The organism is Idiomarina abyssalis (assembly GCF_900116625.1).
Lineage (GTDB): Bacteria > Pseudomonadota > Gammaproteobacteria > Enterobacterales > Alteromonadaceae > Idiomarina > Idiomarina abyssalis.
Genome location: NZ_FPBE01000003.1, coordinates 170414 through 193950 on the forward strand (window position 1 = coordinate 170414; position 23537 = coordinate 193950).

Below are 23537 nucleotides of genomic sequence, written 5' to 3' on the forward strand. Positions count from 1 at the left end.
GTATGGCTGAACGAGTGCTTGTCACGGGTTCCGGTAAAGGAATTGGTCGGGCAATTGCGCTGCAACTGGCTAAAGATGGCTTTGATCTGGCCATTCATTGTCGCTCAGACAAAACATCGGCGGAACAGGTTGTAGAAGAAGTTAAAGCACTGGGTCAACAGGCGTCTTTACTGGTGTTTGATGTTAGTGACCGCGAAGCTGCCCGACAGGCGATAGAACAGGATATTGCAGATAATGGCGCTTATTATGGTGCGGTGTGTAATGCCGGCATCACCCGCGACGGCGCTTTCCCTTCACTAACGGAAGATGACTGGGACAGCGTGCTGCAAACTAACCTGGGCGGTTTTTATAATGTGTTGCACCCGTTAATTATGCCCATGATCCAGCAGCGCCGGGGCGGCCGAGTGGTCACTATTGCTTCAGTTTCAGGTATTGCCGGTAATCGCGGGCAGGTCAACTACAGCGCCTCTAAGGGCGGGGTTATTGCTGCTACTAAGGCACTGTCGCTGGAGTTAGCCAAGCGCAAAATCACCGTTAATTGTGTAGCGCCGGGACTGATTGAAACGGATATGACCGGTGAGCTCGAGCATGAGAAAGACATTTTATCCATGATACCCATGCGCCGTGCAGGTAAGCCGGAAGAAGTTGCGGGTTTGGTTGGCTATTTGTTCCAACCGTCAGCGGCTTACATTACGCGCCAGGTTTTCTCGGTTAATGGTGGGTTAGTTTAATGAAACGTGTGGTCGTAACCGGTATGGGCTGTCTGACAGCTTTTGGTGACAACTGGTCAAGCTTTCGGAGTCGTCTGGAAAGCGGTAAAAATGCCGTAGTTAATATGCCCGAGTGGGAACGTTTTGAAGGGTTGAATACACGCCTGGCAGCACCGATTCAGCCAGCGTTCAAAAAGCCTTCGCATTACTCCCGTAAAGCGGTGCGTTCCATGAGCGGCGTTAGCTTAATGGCCACCCGGGCAACCGAGTTAGCATTAACCGATGCCGGGCTACTGGAGCACCCTTGTATTAGTGACGGAAGCTGCGGTGTTGCTTATGGCTCTTCGACCGGCGATACCGAGCAGATGAAAATCTTCGGTAATATGCTGGAAAACGGTGATATGACCGGTCTGAATGCAACCACTTATATCAAGAGCATGGCTCATACCACGGCGGTTAATCTGGGCGTATTTTACGGCGTCAAAGGGCGGGTACATACCACAAGTTCAGCCTGTACATCCGCTTCTCAAGGTCTGGGTTATGCCTATGAAGCCATTCTTTACGGTCACCAGAAAGTCATGATAGCCGGTGGTGCGGAAGCCTTGTGTCCTTCTGAAGCTGTGGTGTTTGACACCTTATACGCGACCAGCACCCGCAATGAAGCACCAGAGCAGACGCCCCGACCTTTTGACAAAAATCGTGATGGACTGGTTATTGGTGAAGGTGCGGGAACCTTTATTCTTGAAGAGCTGGACCATGCTCTGGAGCGTGGAGCGACTATTTACGCTGAGCTGGTTGGCTTTGGAACTAACTCGGATGGCGCCCATGTTACTCAGCCTACGGCGGAGACCATGGCGGTGGCAATGCAACTTGCGTTACAGCAAGCAAGCTTAGAACCGGAGCAGGTCGGTTATGTGAACGCGCACGGTACAGCCACCGATCGCGGCGATGTTGCTGAATCTAATGCTACCGCAAAGGTATTTAAACGCCCGGTGCCTATCAGTTCGCTGAAGAGCTACTTAGGCCACACTTTGGGAGCTTGTGGCACCATCGAAGCCTGGGCCAGCATTCATATGATGCGGGAGAACTGGTTCGCACCAACAGTGAACCTGACCGATATTGATTCGGAATGTGGTGACCTGGATTACATTACCGGACAAGCCCGAGAGATCGAGACAGACTATGTCATGACCAATAATTTTGCCTTTGGCGGTATTAATACCTCATTAATTTTTAAACGTTGGAATAACTCAAAATAATATAAGGAAATAGAAAATGAAAAAGCTGTTTGTAGCTGCTGTTGTGGTATTGAGCTCATTGTTGTCATTGCAGGCGGAGGCTCGCAATGACTTAGTAACACTGGAGCTTAAGCCCGTAATGGAAAGCAATAAAGCGAAAGAGGCTTTGCTTGATGTTCCGGTCTACTTTGCTGGCCAGTCGCACCCGGAAGTGGCTCAGTCAATGGGTGTTGTCACAACCAGCCGTAAGACGAATGCGCTTAATAAATCTGACCGTGAAGCTTGTGAATGGGTTTTGTTGTCGGCATTGAAAGTGTTGCAAGACAACGCGCGTGATAACGGTTACGATGCAGTCATTAACATTAAATCAAATTATGAGCATAATGAGTTCAGCAGTGCCGAAGAGTTTCAGTGCGGCGCTGGCTTTTTAATGGCTGGTGTAGCCTTAAAAGGTGAAGTGGTTAAATTCAAATAAGGATAATAACAATGAAATACCTAATGGGAGCAGTGGCAGTCAGTTTGCTGACAGCCTGCTCACAAAATGTTGAAACAGAACAAGAGGCGAATACGCAATCTATGTCGTATCCGGAGACGCGTAAAGGCGATGTGGTTGATACCTACTTTGGAACCGAAGTAGCAGACCCGTATCGTTGGTTAGAAGATGACCGTAGCGAAGAGACAGAAAACTGGGTTAAAGCTCAGAATGAAGTGACCTTCGCACACCTGGAGTCCATCCCATATCGCGAAACGATAGAAAAGCGTCTGACCGAATTGTGGAACTACGAGAAAATCAGCGCACCGTTTGAAGAAGGTGATTACACTTACTTTTACAAAAACGACGGCCTGCAAAACCAGTATGTGGTGTATCGCCAAAAAGGTGATGAAGAGCCGGAAGTGTTTCTGGACCCGAATACTTTCAGTGAAGATGGCACGACTTCGCTGGCGCAATTAACCTTCTCTGACGACGGTTCGCTAGCGGCTTACTCAATTTCTGAAGGTGGTAGCGACTGGCGTAAAATTATCGTCATTGATGCCGAAACCAAGGAGCAGCTGGAAGATCCTTTAGTGGATATTAAATTCAGCGGTATTTCCTGGGTAGGCAATGAAGGTTTCTACTACTCCAGTTATGACAAGCCAGAAGGCAGTGAGCTTTCGGCAAAAACCGATCAGCATAAACTTTATTACCATGAGCTGGGCACGGATCAATCTGACGACGAGTTGGTGTTTGGTGGAACGGATGCTGAGAAACACCGCTATGTTGGTGGCTCAGTAACCGATGATGATCGTTATTTACTCATTTCAGCGGCTAACTCAACGTCGGGTAACAAACTGTTTTTAAAAGACCTGACCGATGAAGACAGTGAACTGGTTACCGTTCTTGATCATACCAACTCTGATACTCGTGTATTAGATAACGACGGTTCAAAGCTTTACCTGGTGACGAACCTCGATGCGCCAAACCAGCGCGTTGTGACCGTTGATGCCAGTAATCCAACGCCTGAAAACTGGGAAAACTTTATTCCAGAAACTGAAAACGTGTTGAGCGTATCAACCGGTGCGGGCTATATCTTTGCCGAGTACATGGTCGATGCCGTGGCCCAGGTTAAGCAATATGCCTATAACGGCGATATGGTTCGCGAAGTGCAGCTTCCGGGTGTGGGCAGTATTGGTGGCTTCTCAGGTAAAAAAGAAGCGGATGAGTTGTACTACACTTTTACCAACTACAGCACACCGTCAACGATTTATAAATTCGACCCTGATCAGGGCGGCTCTGAAGTTTATGCTGAATCCGGTGCTGATTTTGATTCTGCCAACTACGAATCAAAGCAGGTCTTTTATACTTCCAAAGATGGTACCGAAGTACCTATGATCATCACCTACAAAAAGGGAACAGAGCTGGATGGCTCTAACCCAACAATTTTGTACGGTTATGGTGGTTTTAATATTAGCCTGACACCTTCATTCAGTATTGCTAACGCAGCCTGGTTAGAAATGGGCGGTGTTTACGCTGTCGCTAACCTGCGTGGCGGTGGTGAATACGGTAAAGACTGGCATAAAGCGGGTACTAAGCTGCAAAAGCAAAACGTTTTTGACGACTTTATTGCAGCAGCTGAGTACTTGATTGATGAGAAATACACATCGTCTGAGCAATTGGCGGTTCGTGGCGGCTCTAATGGTGGCTTGCTAGTCGGCGCGGTTATGACTCAGCGGCCGGAACTTTTTGCCGTTGCATTGCCTGCAGTAGGTGTTCTGGACATGCTTCGCTATCACACCTTTACTGCCGGCGCTGGCTGGGCGTATGACTACGGTACTGCTGACGACAACAAAGAGATGTTTGAGTACTTGCTGGGTTACTCGCCGGTTCACAACGTGGAAGAAGGCGTGGCTTATCCGGCAACGCTGATCACTACGGGTGACCATGATGACCGCGTGGTTCCTGCGCATTCATTTAAGTTTGCTGCAGAGCTTCAGGACAAAGCGGGCGGCGAAAACCCTCAGCTTATCCGTATTGAAACCAATGCCGGGCATGGTGCTGGTACACCGGTGTCAAAAACCATTGAACAGTATTCAGACATATTCGGCTTTACTCTGTATCACATGGGGTTTGAACAACTTCCTGAATAACCACTGACTCGCAAAGGTTTCGTTGTAATTGACGGAACCTTTGCGTCATTCTTTCGCTATTTTTCACACTTTCCGTTAATCTCTTCCCTTATCATTCTCGTATAATGAGGATTCAATAATGACGAGCGATTTTAATATTATGTGGGTAGTTGGCGCACTGATTGTCGTACTGTTGCTCATTGCTTCAGTGCGCATTGTTCCGCAGCAAAGCGTTTACCTGGTCGAATTGTTCGGTCGTTACCGCCGTATGCTGACGCCCGGTCTTAACTTTATCATTCCGTTGATTGAGCAAGTTGCTCATAAACAGTCAATGAGAACACGTCAGTTGGACGTTGATGTTGAAACTAAAACCAATGACAACGTATTTGTTATTGTCCGGGTGTCCGTACAGTATCGCGTGAGTAATGAAACCTCAGTTTATAATGCGTTTTATCAACTGGAAAACCCTGAGTGGCAAATGCAGTCGTATGTTTTTGATACGGTGCGCGCGCAAATTCCTAAGCAGAACCTGGATGCGGTGTTCGATAATAAAGACTCTATTTCTAAAGATGTAAAAGAGCAGTTGCGCGATACCATGGAAGAGTACGGGTTTGAAATTATTGCGTCGCTGGTGACCGATATTGACCCGGACCAGTCCGTTAAAGACTCAATGAACCAAATTAACGCCGCAGAACGAGAGCGTCGTGCAGCGGAGCATAAAGCGGAAGCTGAAAAAATTATGCTGGTGAAGCAGGCCGAAGCGGATAAAGAGTCCAAAATATTGCAGGGGCAGGGCATCGCCGGTCAGCGTTTAGCCATAGCCGAAGGCTTACGTGATTCTATTGCGATGGTCACCGATCAGGCAAATGATATTACTTCTAAAGACGTTATTGATTTGCTCAAATTTACTAACTACGTGGATGTACTGGGCTCTTTCGATACAGCCGCCAGTAAAGTGATAATGTTGCCGCAGCCGACAGGCCAGCTGGACTCTTTATCGTCGGATATTTTAAGCGCAATGGAAGCGGCTAAAGACAGTAAAAAAGATGGCTGAAACTTTTCCGTTACTGGCAGCTCAACCCATTTATGACAATAAAAACCGCTTTTATGCGGTAGAGCTGCTTTATCGTAGTGCGCTGAATTTAACCACCGAGACGGTCGGCGATACAGCGGCTACCAGCGAGGTTGTCTTTAACCTTTGTGCGGGCATAACCACCCAAACTGAGCAGTACGATGCTACAGCATTTATCAACGTTTCCAGTGAGTTTTTAGTCTCCCAAAGCTTTCTTCCCATTGAGCCGGACAAAGTGGTTATTGAGCTGGTGGAGCGAATCAAACCGACCAGAGCCGTCGTTAATGCAGTGGCGCGTTGGTACGAAAAAGGTTTTCGCTTCGCGTTGGATGACTTCGAATTCGACCCTGCCTGGGAGCCTCTGCTGAAGTATGCGTCTTACATCAAAGTGGACGTTTCGACTCTAACGCTGGCACAGGCTAAAGCTTTTAAACAAAAGCTTTCCGGATTCAAAGGAAAGTGGCTGGCTGAGCGGGTGGAAGACGAAGCGACCAAGCAAGCTTATGAAGCCCTGGGTTTTGAGCTGTTTCAGGGCTATTATTTTGCGAAACCAACCGTGGTTTACGGAACTCGGTTAGAGCCTTCCTCTTTGCAACTGGCGAAGATACTATCGCTTTGCTTTGAAAAAGAACCCGATTTAACCGAACTTTCTCAGGTCATTTCAGAAGATCCTAAGTTGTCAGTGAGTCTGCTTAAAATCGTTAACAGCCCTTTATACCCAACAGCGAGCCCTATTACCCGGGTTAAAGACGTTATTATGCGCCTGGGTATTGAGAAACTAAGGCGCTGGATAGCCCTCATTGGCTCGGTAACCGCAAGTAGCCCCGAGGCCTCCCGCATGGTCTTAGTTCGGGCGCAGATGTGTTATGAGCTGGCTAAACGGCAAAATTCGCCGGATATCGACCCGGATCAATGCTATTTCGTCGGGTTATTATCGGGTATCGATATTATGCTTGGGGTCGATAAGGCGTGTTTCTTTGAAAAGTTACCGCTGTCTGAACAAACAAAAATGGCGGTTGATGATTGTGCCGGACCAATGGGGCATTGCTTGCGTATTGCACTTAAGCTAGAGCAGCTGGTTCAGATGAAACAACAGCTCCATAAAGTCGATATCCGCTTATTAACCAGTTACAGAACGGTGTCGGCAAAAGTTCAGGAGCTGTTTAATACAATTTAAGCCTGGCTTTGTTTCGCTAATTGCTGAATTTTTCCGACAATTGCACGTAAACCGTTACCACGGGTTGGTGTAATGTGGTTTTCTAAATCCAGTTGCGCAAAGTAATGGTCGATATCAAATGCCAGAATTTGCTCAGGGGTTTTATTGTGGTAAGCCGCCATGACTAAGGTCAGCAGGCCTTGCACAATGACCGCGTCACTATCTACGTGCAGCAACAGCTTGCCGTCTTTTTCTTCGCTGATAAGCCAGACATTACTTTGGCAGCCACGCACCAGATACTCTTCTTTATGCTGACTTTCCGGTAAACCGGGCAGAGCTTTACCTAAATCAATGATGTACTGGTAGCGTTGCTCCCAGTCATCTAAAAACTCTAAGTCATCAATGATTTCATCTGTGCTGGGTAAATTCATGCTGACCAATAACCTTCACTTATAAGTTAAAAGAGTAACTAATGTTAAAAGAAGACGCCGGCTTCAAGCTGAGCTTCTTCGCTCATCATGTCGCGTGACCAGGGTGGGTCAAAGACCAAATCAACTTTCACATTTTTAACGTGCGGTACCAAAGAAACGCGGTATTCCACATCACCCACAAGTACAGGCCCCATGCCGCAGCCCGGCGCAGTTAAAGTCATATCAATGGTGATGGTATGGGTGTCCTGATCAATGTCGACCTTATAAATAAGGCCCAGAGAAACCAGATTAATTGGAATTTCAGGGTCATAAATGGTTTCCAGAGCATCCCACACTTGTTGCTCCGATATTTTGCCGTCGTCTGCTACCGGAAAATCGAGCTTTTCGGGTTTGCGCCCAATAGCATCCGCGTCAGTACCGTCTATGCGCAGCATATTGCCCTGAAAGGTGACAGTATAATTACCGCCTAAATCCTGAGTAATGTTAACAAATTCACCCTTAGGAATTACTTTCGGTTCACCCGTTGGCACGCGACGTGCCTTAACTTCACGGGTGGTGGACACCATTTTCTGCTGCATAATTTAAACTTCCGTTACTGCACGTTGAAGCTTTCGCCACAACCACATTCGTTGACCACATTCGGGTTGTTGAATTTAACCACGCCGTTAATGCCTTCTTTTACGTAATCAATTTCGGTATTACGCACCAGTTCGAGTGCATTAGAGGCTATCGCGACCTTCAGGTTATCGTTAATATCGACAACTTCATCGCCGTCCTCCAGTGCATCGGCCGAACTGAGTACATAGGCATAACCTGTGCAGCCACTCTGTTTGGTGGACAGCCGAATGAACTTACCTGGCTCGTCTTTTAAGCGCGACTCGAAATAACGTACGGCGCTTTCTGTCATCGAAATTAAGGACGATGATGGTACAAATGTTTCTACAGACATGAGTCTCCTCCTGCCATCAGGCTAGCATTAGACGAGCTTTTTTGATGCCTTCAAACAGCATTTCAACCTCGTCTAGCGTATTGTAAATGGAAAACGATGCGCGCGCAGTGCCCGGCACGTTCAGGCGCTTCATCAACGGCTGAGCGCAGTGATCACCCGTACGAATGGCAATCCCCTGTTTGTCGAGCAAAAAGCCAATATCGGCCGGATGCGCACCGTCTAGAATAAAGCTTAGCACGCCAATTTTCTTTGCGGCATGCCCAACAATGGTTAAGCCATCGGTTTGCTCGGCTAATTGTGTTGCTCGTGCCAGTAAAGCGGTTTCGTGAGCCAGAATGTCGGCTGCATCATATTGCCGGAGCCAGTTAATTGCTGCCGCCAGACCAATAGCACCGGCAATATTCGGCGTGCCGGCTTCCAGGCGGTTAGGTAATTCGCCCCAGGTGGCATCCTGGTAACTGACTGTCGCTATCATTTCGCCACCGACTAACCATATGGGCCAGTCTTTTAAAACTTCGTAGCAACCCCAAAGTACGCCAATACCCGTTGGACCAAATACTTTGTGTCCGGAAAATGCGTAAAAGTCACAGCCAATGTCCTGCACGTCAATAGCGCCATGTGCAACGCCCTGAGCGCCATCAATCATTACCAGTGCGTCTTTCGCTTTGGCGGCTGCAGTGAGCTCTTTAATTGGGTTAATGGTGCCAAGTGCATTTGAAATGTGCGGCATTGAAACGAAAGCCGTGTTCTCGCTCAACAGAGCATGAAACTGCTCGGTATTCAGCGAGCCGTCTTCGTTAATGGGTACTACTTTCAATGTTGCGCCCGAGCGTTTACAGGCTTGCTGCCAGGTCACCAAATTCGCATGGTGTTCCATCTCGGTAACCAGCACTTCATCACCGGTTTTTAGTCGTTGGGCAACGCCATTAGCGACTAAGTTAATGCCTTCGGTGGTACCGCTGGTCCAGATAACCTCTTCCTGGCGGCTGGCATTTATATACTCAGCAACGGTTTTACGCGCTGCTTCATAACGCCGGGTCGCTTCATCGGACAGGTAGTGAGCACCACGATGAACGTTGGCATTGCACTGAGTGTAGTAATCTGTCAGCGCGTTGATGACCGCCTGCGGCTTCTGGGTGGTTGCAGCGTTGTCCAGATAAACTAAAGGTTTACCATGAACCTGGCGGTGCAGTATCGGGAACTGCTCACGAATTTGCGCAACGTTCAGGCTCATTGCTGCTCCATCATACTTTCAAATCGTGTTTTCAATATGGGCTGTAACCAGTCAGCTAACGCTTTATTCGGCATCTGGAAAACCATTTCCTGCACGAAACCAAAATTCAGCATCACTAAAGCCTGCTGCTTGTCGATGCCGCGCGTCAGCATGTAGTACAACGCTTCTTCATCAATCTCAGCCACTGTCGCACCGTGTGCGCACTGTACGTCGTCTGCGTAGATTTCCAGTTCCGGCTTGGTATTTATTTGAGCACCGCGCGTCAGCAACAGGTTACGGTTATTCAATTCTGCCAGGGTTTTCTGTGCATGGCGGTGAATATGAATGCGTCCGTTAAATACCGCTTTTGCCCTATCACCAATAATGCCCCGGGCATTTTCTTCGGTAGTCCCGTTGGGTGATGCATGCTCAATGGTGCTGTGTAAGTCGAAATGTTCACGCGGAGCCAGTAAATACACGTTATTAAACTTAGCAAAAGCGTGCTCGCCAGCGTGTTCAATATCCACGTCCAGGCGTGTCAGCTGACTGCCGTAGCCAATTAAGGTGCTGTTCATTTTGGCATGGTCGTGCAGTTTAAAATGACTGCCGCCAATATGAATAGACTCACCTTCGTGCAGGGCAAAACGGTAGTGCTCTAAACTCGCTTTTTCGGCAATATCGTACTCTGCAAACGCTGTATTCAAGCTATTACCTGAACCGCTGCCATGCTCAATGATCGTTGCCTGAGCATTTGCACCAACACGTACCAGAGTACGCTGGTGAGATTCGATACCGGCTGAAGCAAAGTTAACGATACGAATGGGCTGCTTTACTTTAGCACCGGCGGCAATATCAATAACAACACCTTGCTGCGCCAATACATCATTAACCAGACCAAACAAATGATGGCTGGGTTTTACTTGCGCAAAAAGCGCTTCTGCTGGCTCGCTTGGCGCGGAAAGCTCACTAATAGTAACGCCTTCCGGCAGCTGAAGCTTGCTGATGTCAGTACTCAGTTGGCCATCAACAAAAACCAGATCAAGGCTGTTCAGCCCCTCGATGAAAGGTGCTTCGGCGGTGTTATTGCTTGTGCCTGTCTGCAACTGCAAATCAGCAACCGGGTGCAGCGAGGTATAACGCCAGGCTTCAGTACGGCGTGTTGGCCATTGCTGCTGCTTTAAAGTGTCCAAGGCTTGTGCCCGGACCGGAGATAGCCAATCGTCAACGGTCGAGGCACGCTCTAGAACGTGGTTTAACCATTGACTCATGCATCTGCTCCTTCTGCTTCAGCTTCTGCTAACCAAGCGTAGCCTGAAGCTTCAACTTCTTTAGCCAGTTCAGGACCGCCACTTTTCACAATTTTGCCTTTAGACAGAATGTGGACGTAGTCCGGCTGAATGTAATCCAGCAGGCGCTGATAATGCGTGACAACAATAAAGCTGCGTTTGCCGTCGCGCTGGCTGTTGACGCCTTTTGCAACAACTTGCAGAGCGTCAACGTCCAGGCCGGAATCGGATTCATCAAGAATAGCGATTTTAGGTTCCAGCATAATCAGCTGCATAATCTCGTTACGTTTTTTCTCGCCGCCTGAGAAACCTTCATTCACACCGCGTTTTAAGAAATCGAGCGGTAACTCAACCTGTTTGCAGGCTTCTTTGGCTTTTTTCAAAAATTCTGCAGAGCTTAACGCTTTCTCGCCACGCGCTTCGCGTAGGGCGTTAACCGATTCTTTCATGAATTCCATGTTGCTCACGCCGGGTATTTCAACCGGGTACTGGAATGCCAGGAATAATCCGGCTTGAGCGCGTTCTTCAACTTCCATGTCCAGCAAGTCTTTGCCGTCCATCTCAACGCTGCCGCTTTCCACTTCGTAGCCGTCGCGGCCGGATAAAACGTAGCCTAAAGTACTTTTCCCGGCACCGTTAGGACCCATAATAGCGTGTACTTCGCCGGGTTTTATTTCCAGATTCAGGCCTTTCAAAATTGTTGTTTCTTCTACACGTGCGTGCAGATCTTTAATAGATAGCATGTTTTACCCCACTGAACCTTCAAGACTGATTTCAAGCAACTTACCGGCTTCAACTGCGAACTCCATTGGTAGCTCGCGGAATACTTCTTTACAGAAGCCATTTACAATCATTGAGACTGCTTTTTCAGGGTCCAGGCCTCGTTGCCGACATAAGAATAATTGATCGTCACTCACCTTAGAGGTGGTGGCTTCGTGTTCAACAATCGCGGTTGGATTGCTGCTTTCAATATACGGGAATGTGTGTGCGCCGCACTGGTCGCCAATAAGCAGCGAATCACATTCGGTAAAGTTACGCGCGCCCTCGGCACCCGGGCCCATACGCACCAGACCGCGGTAAGCGTTATTACTGCGACCGGCGGAAATGCCTTTAGAAATGATGGTCGACTTGGTGTTTTTACCTAAGTGAATCATTTTGGTGCCGGTATCGGCTTGTTGTCTGCCGCGGGTTAACGCTACTGAATAGAATTCACCAACGCTGTTGTCACCTTTGAGAATACAGCTTGGGTACTTCCAGGTAACGGCTGAGCCTGTTTCTACCTGAGTCCAGGAGATTTTTGCGTTTTTCTCGCACAGGCCGCGTTTAGTGACAAAGTTATAGATACCGCCTTTGCCGTTTTCATCGCCTGGGTACCAGTTTTGAACCGTTGAGTATTTGATCTCGGCATCATCCAGTGCGACCAGCTCAACCACGGCTGCGTGTAATTGGTTTTCATCGCGCTGCGGTGCGGTACAACCTTCCAGATAACTGACATGGCTGCCTTCTTCGGCAACTATTAAGGTACGTTCAAACTGACCGGTATTCTGTTCGTTTATACGGAAGTAAGTTGATAGCTCCATAGGGCAGCGAACGCCTTTTGGAATATAAACAAACGAGCCATCGGTGAATACGGCACTGTTAAGCGCAGCGAAGAAATTGTCGCCACGGGGAACTACGGTACCTAAATACTTTTTAACTAAGTCAGGGTACTTGTGAAGAGCTTCAGAGATAGGGCAGAAGATCACGCCAGCTTCTTCCAGTTTCTCCCGGAAAGTAGTGACGACGGAAACCGAGTCGAAGACGGCATCGACGGCTACACCGGCCAGCATCTCCTGCTCATGCAGAGGAATACCCAGTTTTTCATAGGTGCGCAGCAATTCAGGATCAACCTCGTCTAACGACTTAGGTTTATCTTTCATGCTTTTCGGCGCGGAATAATATGAAATAGACTGGTAATCCACTTTGGGATAATCGACGTGTGCCCAGTCCGGCTCTTCCATTTTTAACCAAGTGCGATAAGCCTTCAGACGCCATTCCAGCATCCATTCAGGTTCACCTTTAATGGCGGATAGACGCGCAATGACGTCTTCATCCAAACCAATTGGAAAAGTCTCTGACTCTATTTCTGAAACGAAGCCTGCATCGTATTTACGTGCAAGCGCCTGATCAATCTGTTCACTCATGATTTACCCACTCTAAAAGCTGCGGATGGGAATTTCGCCCGTTACTGGCCAATAGTATAAAATACCTGACTAAAACACTCAACTTTATCTGTTGACCCACATTATACGGGATTGCAGCCCTTTTGTCGCTTATTTCGCCTACCGTGAGTGAGGTTATCTTAGCTTGATGTCCGTGATTCTCTTCTATCGGAAATAGAGCGCTTGTTACATTTTGTAACATGTTCTAAGGTGCAGAAACTTTCAGCATAGAAAATAATCGTATATTATAAAGGGTCACATAGTTCGTTAGAAAAATGTAATTAAAATTATAAGCGAAGTAACGAATATGTGTTTTAACTTTAAGGGATGTTATGGCGCGTTTTACTCAGTTAGCTTTAATTGAACATCAAAAGCGTACACAGAACTTGGGGTTGCTTGCTGAATCTTTAGAAATATCGGTTGTCCATCGTACTTTCTCTGAACTGGTTGAAAGTTCGCCGCTGGAAAATACGATGGTAGCTTACTCGTTAGGTTCAGAGCAGCTTTCGCGGTCTCATACCACCAATGAAATTGCCGCTCTAACCAGAACCTACCCCTTGTTTTTAGTTAACGCCAGAAAAGATGAGGTACGTCCGAACCAGGCGCTAAACCTGGGTGCGCGTGGTATTATTTATGAAAACGACCATTTAGATCGCGTGCTTACTGCAATCAAAGTGATAGGTCAGGGTGAGTTGTATTACCCGCGTTCACTGCTTTCCGGTAAAATTGAAGAAATGATGTTGCGGCGCCAGGCCGATGACGACTCTTTTACTACTGCGTCACAAGTCAATTCTCTGACTCCTCAAGAATTGAAGATTATTGAGCTGGTGGCAACTGGCGCACGTAATAAAGAAATTGCAGAACAGTTAAATATAAGTGCTCACACGGTAAAAACACACTTGTCTTCAATTTTTAGAAAAACCGGAGCGCGCAATCGGGTTGAGCTTTTAAAGTGGTCGAATTACGCAACGTCCGGTTAAGTAATATAGCGAATCATCGGTTAGCTATCCGCTCGCCAAAAACCTCTTTCTTGTCCCTTTTCAATTAATTCAAATAATGCCTTTTCCATTGCTTGCTTAACAGAAAGCTGAACGGGTTCGTTCGTCGAATAGCCACCTTCAAATTCAGCCAGACGGTTTAAGGAAACGTAACGAAATAGGCCAGCTCTTAGCTCTTGTGAAAAGACTTTTTTGTTTGCCGAAACAGAGAGAAGAACCTGCCCTGTGTAGACATCGACAGCACGTATATAAACGGATACCTGATCTTCCCGGTATAACTCCGATGCTCCGATACCAAAATATTCGGCGCCAATACCACCGGTACTAACATTTGTGTCGTAGCTAATAATGCCGCCTTCCAGCAGTAATCGAGCCTCTCGTAACGGAGGTAAGTCAGAACTCTTGCTTGAGTTATGAATTTTGCGCTCAGTAAGCAGGTTCTGTAAGTTTTCTCTTTCCATGGGTAAGAACCAGCCAGACTCAAGTAACATCTGAGTCAGTATCGACGTAGCACCCTGAGTCACGGCAGTGGAAAAACTTGAGACATTAGCTTGTGGTTTGTATTGCCCGGTTTGGTCCCGAAAAGCATAAACCGAGACGGGAATGCGATTTTTAGGTAAAGGGCTTTCTTTTAAGGTCAGCATCATTGAGCTGGGCGCATCAATTTCAGCTGGTTGGATATTCAGGCTTGTCGGCTTGGGCATCATAGCGCAACCGGACATTGCGACTGACAAGACCAATAAAATGATAGTACGAATATTCATGGTAACTCTCTTAAATCGAAGGCATTGTTATAACGGTTTGCTCACCGGTTTCGTTATGCGTGATATAAACGAGCACGCTGCCGTCAGGCTGGCCAATGACTTCCACTGTGTACTCACCAGTGTCATAAAGGCCTTCAACGATCTCACCGTCCGCTATTCGGCGAGTAAGCGAGTTGATGATGTTTCTTTCAAGAGCATCTCTGAAGCGATCGACGAATGAGCGTCCTTCATCAGGAGCTGTATGCGCGTTTTGGCTCTGAGCTTTTTGTAACAGAAAGCTGCCATTCATTGGGTTTCCGCCAAAGCTGGGGTTAATTGGTTGATAGACAATTTCTGTCGCAGCAACCAATGGGGATGATAAAGCCAAAGCTAAACTGATAATTGATAGTCTTTTTTTCATAGTTAACGCCTTTTTAGAATTGATTATTTTCTGGCGAATCAAAAACTGAGTCTGCTTTTATACGGGCGACCTCGTTAATGCTTATAAGGATGGCCTGTTCAGCCAGCTTCTTTACGTCATTTTGGCGACGGCCAAAATAGGTTTCGAAGACTTTTTGTTGTTCCATTTCCACCCACAGGTAAGTTCCTGCTTGTGGGTACACTCGCTCGTTAACGACGACTGTAATTCCATTAGTCGATGGTATATCTCGCCAGTAGCTGGTGTAGTAAAAGAAAAAGTCTTTGCCAAAACGAGATATCGTTCTGTCCAGGACCATTCCTCCAAGCTCTATTTCATCCGCCTGGCTAAAAGGGGTCATTAAAATGAGAGCAAAAATGAGTTTCTTTAACATAAGCGCCTAAAAAGCGGCTACTAAAAGCAGCCGCTTTATATTATTGAGCTAATACTGAATTAGTATTGAACTACGGTTGCTACGTTATAGTCGCCTTGCTGATAAACACTCATGGTGTTGGTATCGCTAAATTGACCACCAGTCACAACGTTGTTGTCACCAACCTGCTGAATGTCAACGCTGCCACCATTACCGCCGACAATAAATGACCCTTCGTCGCCAGCAATAATGTTGTTGTTACCTTCCTGAACGAAAGCGATAAGGTTGTCATTGCCACCGATAATGGTATCGATAAGGTTAATGTCGCCAGTTTGCTCTGATTGAAGGTCGTTGCCAGAGGTTGTGCCTGCGTCGTATGAGTATGCCAACAAGGTATTGCTGTCTCCGTCCTGGCGTGAGTCAACTTCGTTGTCGTCACCTGCAATAACGATTTCAGCAGTGTTAGCATCTCCGTATTGGCGGCTAGATGCTTCGTTGTCTGCACCAATTAAAGCAACACCGTTGAAGTTATTGTCACCACGGCTTTGGATGTGGATGTCGTTGTATGCGCCATAAGACTCCGCAACAGCGATGTTGTCGTCACCACGTTGACTCATTGAAATAATGTGGTCATCACCTTCGGTTGCGAAAACTGCGTAGTTGTTATCACCGTTTTGGTGCGCATCAACTGTGTTGTAGTTACCTACCATGCCAGTTGCGGCTTCTACTACGTTTGTATTACCTTCTTGCTGAACAGCGATTTCGTTTAAATCACCTTGGATTGGCTGAATTAAGAATTCATTGCTAGCGCCGTCCTGATATACGTCTACCAGGTTTTCGTCACCCGCCAGGTTCTCTGCAATGAAGATGTTCGCTGAACCAAACTGCTGAACGTAAACCTCGTTCATGTCGCCATTAGCGCCGACTACACCACCTACGTTGCCATCGCCTTCTTGATCAGCAATAAATACGTTGGCATCACCCGTTGCATTAAAGTAACCGGCTTCATTAAGTGAACCTGACTGATAGGCTGAAAACTCGTTGTCACTACCTTCAATTTGGAAGCTAGCCCAGTTAGAGTCACCGAACTGTGAAATATCGGCAGCGTTGTAGTCTCCAGTCAAATCGATAGAGGCAGTGTTTCCAGCACCTGCTTGCTCTACGTAAGCAGAGTTACCATTGCCCGTCAGGAAGACTTCAGATGAGTTCATGTCGCCTTCTTGAAGACTCGTTAACATGTTGTCATTACCGGTCGCTTCTGAGTCGAAGATATTCCAGAAACCGGACTGCTCACCCTCAACAAAGTTAAAGTCGCCGGTCACATAAGTATAAGCTTCCTGCCAGTCGTCAAACTGAAGAAGTGACGTGTCGTTACCTTCTCCGTACTGATCAGCGTAAGCCCAGTTCAAGAAACCGCTTTGCTCGATGTACATGTTGTTACCGAATTCAACAGCTTCTGATGAATCCTGGTTAACAACCGCGATATGTGATTGTGCTGCTGCGTAGCCTGAGAATGCCAGACCTAAAGCTAAAGCTACTGCACTTTTTTTAAGAATTGTATTAGACATGTTTTGTTCTCCATTGATTGTTCTTATTTGAACTGCGTGATGGACATTTCAGCGGCAGCGCCTGTCTGCTGAATGGTTATAGAGTTTCCATCACCAAGTTGCTGAAGCTGAATGACATTGCTTTGCCCAACTTGAAGAATGGTCGCTGAATTACTGCGTCCAGACTGCTCTGCAGTGACAGAATTATTGAACCCTTGCTGCTCGATAGTCAGAGTGTTTTCCAACCCGAACTGAACGAGGTATGCGTAATTTTGCTCTCCTGCCTGCGCTACTGAAGTGAGGTTATATGAGCCTAGTTGAGCAATTTCGGCATGGTTTGCAAGGGACTGCCGCTCCAGTAACCCTGCTAATGCAACAGATAACTCGTCAGCCTTTCCTGAAAAAGAGATGAGGATGACAGCTGTTGCTACTAAAAGTTGTTTAATGAAAGTCAAAGCGGAACACCTTTTGTTAATAATTCCGCTAACAAGAATAGAGGTTCAAATGTTCGCGACAATCGTATGAATGGTGTATTTTTTAGATGGTATTTGAACGGTAAAATCATTATTTAACAAAGTGTTAGGAATTAATTTCCTCGAGAGCAACCTGAATGTCCTAGTCCCTTTTTCGTATTTATCGTAAAGAACATTAAATATTTAACTTTTGGCGTAAATCAGTGTGAAAAATATGCTACTTCTTTTTTAGTGCTGAAAAAGCAGTTCGCACAGGTAAATGATATTCCTACAACAATAATGAGGAAGGAAGCATGACGAATTTGAAAAAATTGGTCGTTGGCGTATCTATGGCACTTGCTGCAGGAACAGCTGCTGCCAATAGTAAACAAGCGGACGACGACTCTCTGTTGGTGGTTTTTAAAGCCTCGGCAACGAAAGAGCAGCGCCTGGACCTGATAAGTAATGCAGGTGGTACTTTGCGTGCACTTGATAACCGCGGTCGGGACATGGCAATGAGGAACATTGCTGATGGACGTATTGCAAAAGTAAACGTACGTAATGCTAAGCAGCGTGATGCATTAATTAAGCGGCTCTCAAACCACCCTTTAGTTGATGTAGCTGAACCGAACTACATCATTTCAATTAACGATACGAAGAGCTCAGACTTCAATATCCTGGCGACGCCGGACGACCCAGCTTTTGGCGACATGTGGGCTTTGGAAAATACCGGGCAAAGCGGCGGTACGCCGGGTGTTGATATCGATGCGCGTCCAGCGTGGGATATTACAACGGGTGACTCGACCATCGTCATTGGTGTTATCGACTCCGGTGTTGACTATACGCATCCTGATTTAGCCGGAAACATGTGGGTTAACCCAGGTGAAGTTTGTGACAACGGTCAGGACGACGACGGTAACGGCGTTGTTGATGACTGCTACGGTTACTCTGCAGTTAATTCAAACGGCGATCCAATGGATGAAAACGGTCATGGTACGCATGTTGCCGGTACTATCGGCGCTAGTTCAAACAATGGCGAAGGTGTAACAGGCGTTAACTGGGACGTTGAAATTGTTGGTTGTCAGTTCCTGGATGCATCAGGTTCAGGTAGTACAGCTGCGGCCATAGAATGTATTGACTACATGACTAACCTGAAGGTGAATCATGGCGTCAACTTAGTTGCGACGAACAACTCCTGGGGTGGCGGCGCATACTCTGAATCACTACGAACGGCTATCAGTGACAGTATTGATGAAGGCATTATGTTTGTTTCTGCGGCCGGTAACGATGGTATCGATTCGGACGTTACTGCAAGTTACCCGGGTGGTTACGACTTAGACGGTATTGTTAACGTCGCAAATACCACGCGCACTGACTCAATGGCTGCCTCCTCAACTTATGGTGCTGTGTCTGTTGACTTAGGTGCACCAGGCACTGAAATTCTGTCAACTTATCTAAATGGTGGTTACGCAACAGCCTCTGGTACCTCAATGGCAAGCCCTCACGTAGCTGGTGTTGCAGGTTTAGTGTGGTCTATTGCTCCGCATTTGACGGTTGCTGAAGTTAAGCAAATTCTGATGGACTCTGGGGAAAGCAACCCAGCTTTAGCGGGTAAAACAGTGTCTGGTAACCGTTTAAATGCATTGAGTGCTCTCGAAGCTGCGGATCCTGATCCAGCTTATCGCTTAACACTTTCTCCGGTATCTCAGGAAATTGTTGCTGGCGATAACGCTACATTAACTCTGGATGTGGGCAGTATTGCTGACTGGTCAGGGGCTGTTGATTTAACGGTTTCTTCTGAACCTCAGCTTGATGTCTCTTTGTCTTCAGACCAGGCACAAAATGGCGAATCGGTTGATGTGCAAGTAGCAACAACTGAAGACACCGCTTGGGGCGAATACGCCATAACGGTTAATGGTACCGATGTAGAAACTGGTGAGATGACCCGCGATGTTAGCGCAAGCGTTTATGTGCTGCCACAAGGCTTATCTGAGTTTTATTACGATGATGCTGCCGGTGTTGATATCCCGGATGACGACAGCAACGGTATTACTCGAGTGATCAACGTGCCTGATACAGGCGTGGTCTTCGGTGCTGATGTCAGCGTTGATATTACTCATACATGGCGTGGTGATTTAATCGTTACTTTAACATCGCCTGAAGGTACAGAGCATGTACTGCATGACCGTACTGGCGGCAGCGAAGATGATTTGGTTCAGAGCTGGTCGCTGGATAGCTTTAACGGTGAAGATATGACCGGTGACTGGACGCTGAATGTATCAGACAACGCTGGTGCAGATACCGGTGTATTGAACCATTGGTCCTTAACTCTAACCGCTGTTGAAGAAGACGATGGCTTACCAGATGCTCCTGTTGCAGGTTTTGAAGCAGACGCGGCTGACTTAACGGTAAGCTTTACGAATACATCAACAGACAGCGATGGTGATATTGAGAGTTATTTCTGGGAGTTTGGTGACGGTAGCACTTCGACAGAAGCAAACCCTGTGTATGCGTACTCTCAAGAAGGAACCTACGATGTTACTTTAACAGTGACTGATGCAACTGAGCTGTCGGATACGGTAACTCAGTCTGTGACGGTTAGCCTTACCGATATCGAGTTAGACGTTTATCGTTCACGCTTACTGCGTAGCGGAACCGCTTTGGTTGACCTGCGTTGGTCAGGCGCTGCGGGCGACGTCGACTTGTATCGTAACGGTGAGTTTGTTGAAACATTATCAAACTCAGGCCGAGTACGTGACCGCTTTGACTCGGATGGTAGCGATGTTGTCTACAAACTGTGTGAAGCGGGTACAGAAGCTTGTGATTCAGTAACAGTTAGCTTTTAATAACATTGAATTAACAATTTAATCTGTATTACAATAGGGGCTCTTGTGGCCCCTATTTTATTTTTGGATGTTTTGCATGCGACGTAGTAAAGGATTTACGCTGGTCGAACTTATTACTGTTGTTGTTGTGCTTGGCGTTTTAGCCGTTACTGCACTTCCACAGTTCATTAACTTTTCTAGTGACGCTGAAAAAAGTCGCCTTAAAGGGCTTGAGGCTTCGTTGAAAGCTGCTCTCGATATCACCTATAGCAAAGCCGCAGTTCAAGGTCTGGAAAGTGCAGACTCTGCCTGTCTTGGCGGTAAGTTTGATGAGACAAGCGTCAGTTGCCCGGACGGAGGCACACTAATTTTCTATGGTTACCCTGCGGCGAAAGAAAGTGTTCTTAACCAGGTCGTTGAATTGAGTGACTGGGCTGTTTCCGAAGTTGGGATAGGTAATGTTGTCGGAATAGCAGCGACTGAGGATGATCTCATGCAGTGTTATGTGACCTATTCAGCCGCCACCTCTGTCAGCGAACCTCAAATTCGGGTTTATGCCGATAATTGTTAAGTGAAAATGGTTCACAAAACTGATTAGCAGGAAGTGCACTCTAAAGGTTGTGGGTAAAAACGCATCGAGACATCAGGGTGCGAACGCTTTCTGCCTTTCATTACATTCTCGCCCACATTATTTAGTAATGGATTATTCGGGTCGCTGGTTGGCCCTTTTGCTTGTTTAGCTAAATGAGGTGGCAGATTTAGCACGGGCACTGACGCATCAAGCTGTGCGGCCATGAAAAAAGCAGAAGAGTATCGGGTCACTCCTTTTTTAGGACTGGTCACACGGTGGTTGGTCGCTTTTAAATAGCCGTTAGATGCCAGCTCCAGTAGCTCACCAATATTGACGACAAAAGCTCCGGGACGGGGTGCGACTTTATACCACTGTTGCTCAAATTCCACTTCCAGCCCGCTGTTTTCGTCCTGCATGACTAATGTCAGGTAGCCGGGGTCTTTATGTGCGCCCACCCCTTGCTCGGAACCTTCTGAAGTTCCCGGGTACTTTATGAGCTTAGTGTGGCGATAGGGCCCTTTGCGAACCGTCTCTGAAAGGGCATCAGAAGGTTGCTCCAGGCTTTCGCAGAGCGCTTCTAACAATTGCAGCGACACTTCGGTGAGTTTGTCCTGCCAGCTGAGAAGCTGGGGTTTCATTTCCGGCAATTGTTTTGGCCATTGGTTAGGGCCAATCAGCTTCTGCCATTCATGATGAATGTCTGCATCTGAAAAAGCCGTCAGCTCATCCATAATATCGAACTGCTCCCGGCGGTCGCGACGACCAGCGGTCAACTCGGAATAGTTTGCAGAATATCCGCGGAAATGGGGTGAGTGAATCATCTGAATCTCTTTCTTCGCGGTATTACTAAGCGCGAAAAACGATTTAGCAATATCCAGTACCTTTACTTGCTCTGTCAGTGAAATACCGTGATCTTCCAGGTAGAAGAAGCCAACCTCGCGAGCTGCCTTACCGATCTCAGCAATAAACTCCTGGCGACTAGAGGCACTAGAGTAAAGTTTTCGCATGGATAAAACGGGTACTGGGTTTTGCATAACGGACTCAACTGGTTATTTCTGCGCCTGAGTTTACGCTGGCCGATAGTGGTAACTGAAGAATCAAAATGTTCTATGGTAGACGGGTTGGCTATATCAACAATATGAACGGATGCCGCTACTTATTCCTGGTATTGCTCGACCAGTACCTGCTGCCTGTGTAAAATCTTTGGGTCTTTAATTAACCAGTGAGATATTCAGAATGGGTCGCGCCTATCAAAACCGAAAAGAGTCTATGGCTAAAACCGCCAATGCAAAAAGCAAAGTTTACAGCCGCTATGGTCGTGAAATTTATGTTTGTGCGAAGCAAGGTGGTACCGATCCGGATGGTAATCTGGCACTACGAGGTCTGATAGACCGGGCAAAGAAAGACCAGGTGCCCGCGCACGTTATTGAAAAAGCTATTGATAAGGCTCAGGGCGGCGCTGGCGAAGATTTTTCTCCTGCACGCTATGAAGGTTATGGCCCGGGAAACTGCATGGTCATAGTCGATTGTCTGACCGATAACCCGAACCGAACCTTTGGCGATGTGCGTAACTGTTTTACCAAAAGTAAGTCAAAAATCGGTGCTCAGGGCAGTGTTGCTCACTCCTTTGATCATTGTGCGATTTTTGCTTTTAAGCACGACAGTGAAGATGAAGTACTTGAAGCCTTAATGGAAGCTGACGTTGACGTTACCGATGTTGAGTATGAGGAAGGGCTGGTTACAGTATTTGCACCTCATACAGAATATGCTGCTGCTCGTCAGGCTTTAACCGGCGCTTTCCCAGAGGTTGATTTTGAGGCTGATGAAATTCAGTTCCTGCCACAGGTAACCACCAGTATCAGTGAAGATGACCAGCCAATGTTTGAGCGTTTAATGGATATGCTCAACGACCTGGATGATGTTCAAAACATTTACCATAACGCAGAACAATAAATTGATGCAGATCAATTCAGTCAAGCGATAAACCTTATAAGCTTTGTGGGTATTCATTAACAAGGAGTTACCCATGAAGCTTAAAGCATTGTCTTGTGGTGTATTGTTAGGGTTGTTAAGCACTTCTGCTTTAGCAAATGATTTTTCAGTTAATGTTGGTGCTATCTCCGTCATGCCGGATGACAGTAGCAGTAACCTTAATGTTGTTGAAACCGTAGCGGGTTTGCCAGAGAACTCGACCGGTGTCGGCGTTAACACCAATACGCAATTGGGTTTAACTTTTGATTACGCATTAACAAACAACTGGACGGTAGAGTTGGTTGCAGCAACACCTTTTAGCCACGATATTACTGCAACAGGCGCACTAGCCGGACTGAAAGTAGGTAAAACAAAACATTTACCGCCCACCTTGCTGGCGCAGTATCACTTTGACCTGAACAACGACATGTTCAAACCTTTCATTGGTGTCGGTGTTAACTACACGGCGTTTTTCGACGAGCAGATAGACCCTCAGCTGCGTTCAACTTTAGGTGATCTTGGCGTTGTGACTGCTGACGATTCCGTTTCACTGGCGCTTAAAAACAGCTGGGGCTATGCCTTGCAGGCTGGTGTCAATGTGGAACTGACTAAAGACTGGGGCCTGCATTTTATGGTCAGTCGCATGGACATTGATACAACGGGTGACGTGCGAGTTAACGATACAACCATTCAAAGCGTTGACGTTGATATTGACCCTTATGTTGCTATGGCCGGTATTCGTTATTCCTTCTAGAGCCTTTGCGTCGCCCATCTACAGG

At 47.0% G+C, this 23537-nt stretch carries 24 protein-coding genes; 11 read left to right on the forward strand and 13 right to left on the reverse strand.

What is annotated here, in order from left to right; translation table 11 throughout:
* The first annotated feature begins 2 nt into the window (after window positions 1-2).
* The 6 genes from fabG (at window position 3) to BM359_RS07940 (ending at window position 6801) form a co-directional block, all read left to right on the forward strand.
* Window positions 3-731, forward strand: coding sequence for a 3-oxoacyl-ACP reductase FabG (fabG, locus tag BM359_RS07915; RefSeq protein ID WP_054489067.1), 729 nt, complete (start codon window positions 3-5; stop codon window positions 729-731).
* A complete protein-coding gene (locus BM359_RS07920) occupies window positions 731-1969 on the forward strand; it encodes a beta-ketoacyl-ACP synthase (RefSeq protein WP_054488756.1) in 1239 nt (412 codons plus the stop codon). The genes fabG and BM359_RS07920 overlap by 1 nt, the downstream gene beginning before the upstream one ends.
* Before the next feature lie 16 nt (window positions 1970-1985).
* Entirely contained in the window at window positions 1986-2423 is a 438-nt protein-coding gene (locus BM359_RS07925) for a hypothetical protein (RefSeq protein ID WP_054488754.1), read from the forward strand.
* A gap of 11 nt (window positions 2424-2434) precedes the next feature.
* Window positions 2435-4573 carry a prolyl oligopeptidase family serine peptidase gene (locus tag BM359_RS07930; RefSeq protein WP_054488752.1) on the forward strand — a complete coding sequence of 713 codons (2139 nt, stop codon included), beginning with the start codon at window positions 2435-2437 and terminating at the stop codon, window positions 4571-4573.
* A 118-nt stretch (window positions 4574-4691) separates the two neighbouring features.
* A complete protein-coding gene (locus BM359_RS07935) occupies window positions 4692-5606 on the forward strand; it encodes an SPFH domain-containing protein (protein WP_054488749.1) in 915 nt (304 codons plus the stop codon).
* Window positions 5599-6801 (forward strand): EAL and HDOD domain-containing protein, encoded by a 1203-nt coding sequence (locus BM359_RS07940; protein ID WP_054488747.1) that lies wholly within the window; start codon window positions 5599-5601, stop codon window positions 6799-6801. The genes BM359_RS07935 and BM359_RS07940 overlap by 8 nt, the downstream gene beginning before the upstream one ends.
* Here the strand turns inward: BM359_RS07940 and BM359_RS07945 are convergent.
* Genes BM359_RS07945 through sufB form a run of 7 tightly spaced genes read right to left on the reverse strand, consistent with a single transcriptional unit; the run spans window position 6798 to window position 12842 of the window.
* A complete protein-coding gene (locus BM359_RS07945; RefSeq protein ID WP_054488745.1) occupies window positions 6798-7211 on the reverse strand; it encodes a SufE family protein in 414 nt (137 codons plus the stop codon). The two genes, BM359_RS07940 and BM359_RS07945, sit on opposite strands and share 4 nt — an antisense overlap.
* A 44-nt stretch (window positions 7212-7255) precedes the next feature.
* The gene (sufT, locus tag BM359_RS07950) at window positions 7256-7789 is read right to left on the reverse strand and encodes a putative Fe-S cluster assembly protein SufT (protein WP_054488743.1); all 534 of its coding nucleotides are present in this window, start codon (window positions 7787-7789) and stop codon (window positions 7256-7258) included.
* Between the two features lie 14 nt (window positions 7790-7803).
* The gene (locus tag BM359_RS07955; RefSeq protein ID WP_054488741.1) at window positions 7804-8160 is read right to left on the reverse strand and encodes a HesB/IscA family protein; all 357 of its coding nucleotides are present in this window, start codon (window positions 8158-8160) and stop codon (window positions 7804-7806) included.
* 16 nt (window positions 8161-8176) lie between these two features.
* Window positions 8177-9394 (reverse strand): aminotransferase class V-fold PLP-dependent enzyme, encoded by a 1218-nt coding sequence (locus BM359_RS07960; protein ID WP_054488739.1) that lies wholly within the window; start codon window positions 9392-9394, stop codon window positions 8177-8179.
* On the reverse strand, window positions 9391-10641 hold the full coding sequence (gene sufD, locus BM359_RS07965; protein ID WP_054488737.1) for a Fe-S cluster assembly protein SufD: 1251 nt from the start codon (window positions 10639-10641) through the stop codon (window positions 9391-9393). The genes BM359_RS07960 and sufD overlap by 4 nt, the downstream gene beginning before the upstream one ends.
* On the reverse strand, window positions 10638-11402 hold the full coding sequence (gene sufC / locus BM359_RS07970; protein WP_054488736.1) for a Fe-S cluster assembly ATPase SufC: 765 nt from the start codon (window positions 11400-11402) through the stop codon (window positions 10638-10640). Before sufC ends, sufD begins: the two co-directional genes overlap by 4 nt.
* Before the next feature lie 3 nt (window positions 11403-11405).
* Complete coding sequence (sufB, locus tag BM359_RS07975) at window positions 11406-12842, reverse strand: Fe-S cluster assembly protein SufB (protein WP_054488734.1); 1437 nt, start codon at window positions 12840-12842, stop codon at window positions 11406-11408.
* Between the two features lie 350 nt (window positions 12843-13192).
* On the opposite strand from sufB, the gene BM359_RS07985 reads away from it, so the two are divergent.
* Window positions 13193-13840 carry a response regulator transcription factor gene (locus BM359_RS07985; RefSeq protein ID WP_054488731.1) on the forward strand — a complete coding sequence of 216 codons (648 nt, stop codon included), beginning with the start codon at window positions 13193-13195 and terminating at the stop codon, window positions 13838-13840.
* A 20-nt stretch (window positions 13841-13860) separates the two neighbouring features.
* Here the strand turns inward: BM359_RS07985 and BM359_RS07990 are convergent, their stop codons facing one another.
* Genes BM359_RS07990 through BM359_RS08010 form a run of 5 tightly spaced genes read right to left on the reverse strand, consistent with a single transcriptional unit; the run spans window position 13861 to window position 17394 of the window.
* Window positions 13861-14622, reverse strand: a complete 762-nt coding sequence (locus BM359_RS07990) for a CsgG/HfaB family protein (protein ID WP_054488729.1) — start codon at window positions 14620-14622, stop codon at window positions 13861-13863.
* 10 nt (window positions 14623-14632) lie between these two features.
* On the reverse strand, window positions 14633-15022 hold the full coding sequence (locus tag BM359_RS07995; protein WP_054488727.1) for a curli assembly protein CsgF: 390 nt from the start codon (window positions 15020-15022) through the stop codon (window positions 14633-14635).
* 13 nt (window positions 15023-15035) lie between these two features.
* On the reverse strand, window positions 15036-15413 hold the full coding sequence (locus BM359_RS08000) for a curli production assembly/transport protein CsgE (RefSeq protein ID WP_054488725.1): 378 nt from the start codon (window positions 15411-15413) through the stop codon (window positions 15036-15038).
* A gap of 59 nt (window positions 15414-15472) precedes the next feature.
* Window positions 15473-16960 carry a hypothetical protein gene (locus tag BM359_RS08005; RefSeq protein WP_054488723.1) on the reverse strand — a complete coding sequence of 496 codons (1488 nt, stop codon included), beginning with the start codon at window positions 16958-16960 and terminating at the stop codon, window positions 15473-15475.
* A gap of 23 nt (window positions 16961-16983) precedes the next feature.
* A complete protein-coding gene (locus tag BM359_RS08010; RefSeq protein WP_054488721.1) occupies window positions 16984-17394 on the reverse strand; it encodes a curlin subunit CsgB in 411 nt (136 codons plus the stop codon).
* Window positions 17395-17705: 311 nt separating this feature from the next.
* Between BM359_RS08010 and BM359_RS08015 the strand changes: the two genes are divergently transcribed.
* Both BM359_RS08015 and BM359_RS13180 read left to right on the forward strand, forming a co-directional pair.
* Complete coding sequence (locus BM359_RS08015) at window positions 17706-20237, forward strand: S8 family serine peptidase (RefSeq protein WP_054488719.1); 2532 nt, start codon at window positions 17706-17708, stop codon at window positions 20235-20237.
* Window positions 20238-20313: 76 nt separating this feature from the next.
* A complete protein-coding gene (locus BM359_RS13180) occupies window positions 20314-20787 on the forward strand; it encodes a prepilin-type N-terminal cleavage/methylation domain-containing protein (RefSeq protein ID WP_054488717.1) in 474 nt (157 codons plus the stop codon).
* A gap of 23 nt (window positions 20788-20810) precedes the next feature.
* On the opposite strand, the gene BM359_RS08025 is transcribed toward BM359_RS13180, so the two are convergent.
* Window positions 20811-21821, reverse strand: a complete 1011-nt coding sequence (locus BM359_RS08025) for an isopenicillin N synthase family dioxygenase (RefSeq protein WP_054488714.1) — start codon at window positions 21819-21821, stop codon at window positions 20811-20813.
* Between the two features lie 202 nt (window positions 21822-22023).
* On the opposite strand from BM359_RS08025, the gene BM359_RS08030 reads away from it, so the two are divergent.
* On the forward strand, window positions 22024-22740 hold the full coding sequence (locus tag BM359_RS08030) for a YebC/PmpR family DNA-binding transcriptional regulator (protein ID WP_054488713.1): 717 nt from the start codon (window positions 22024-22026) through the stop codon (window positions 22738-22740).
* Between the two features lie 73 nt (window positions 22741-22813).
* Complete coding sequence (locus tag BM359_RS08035; protein ID WP_054488711.1) at window positions 22814-23512, forward strand: OmpW/AlkL family protein; 699 nt, start codon at window positions 22814-22816, stop codon at window positions 23510-23512.
* The last annotated feature ends 25 nt before the right edge of the window (window positions 23513-23537 follow it).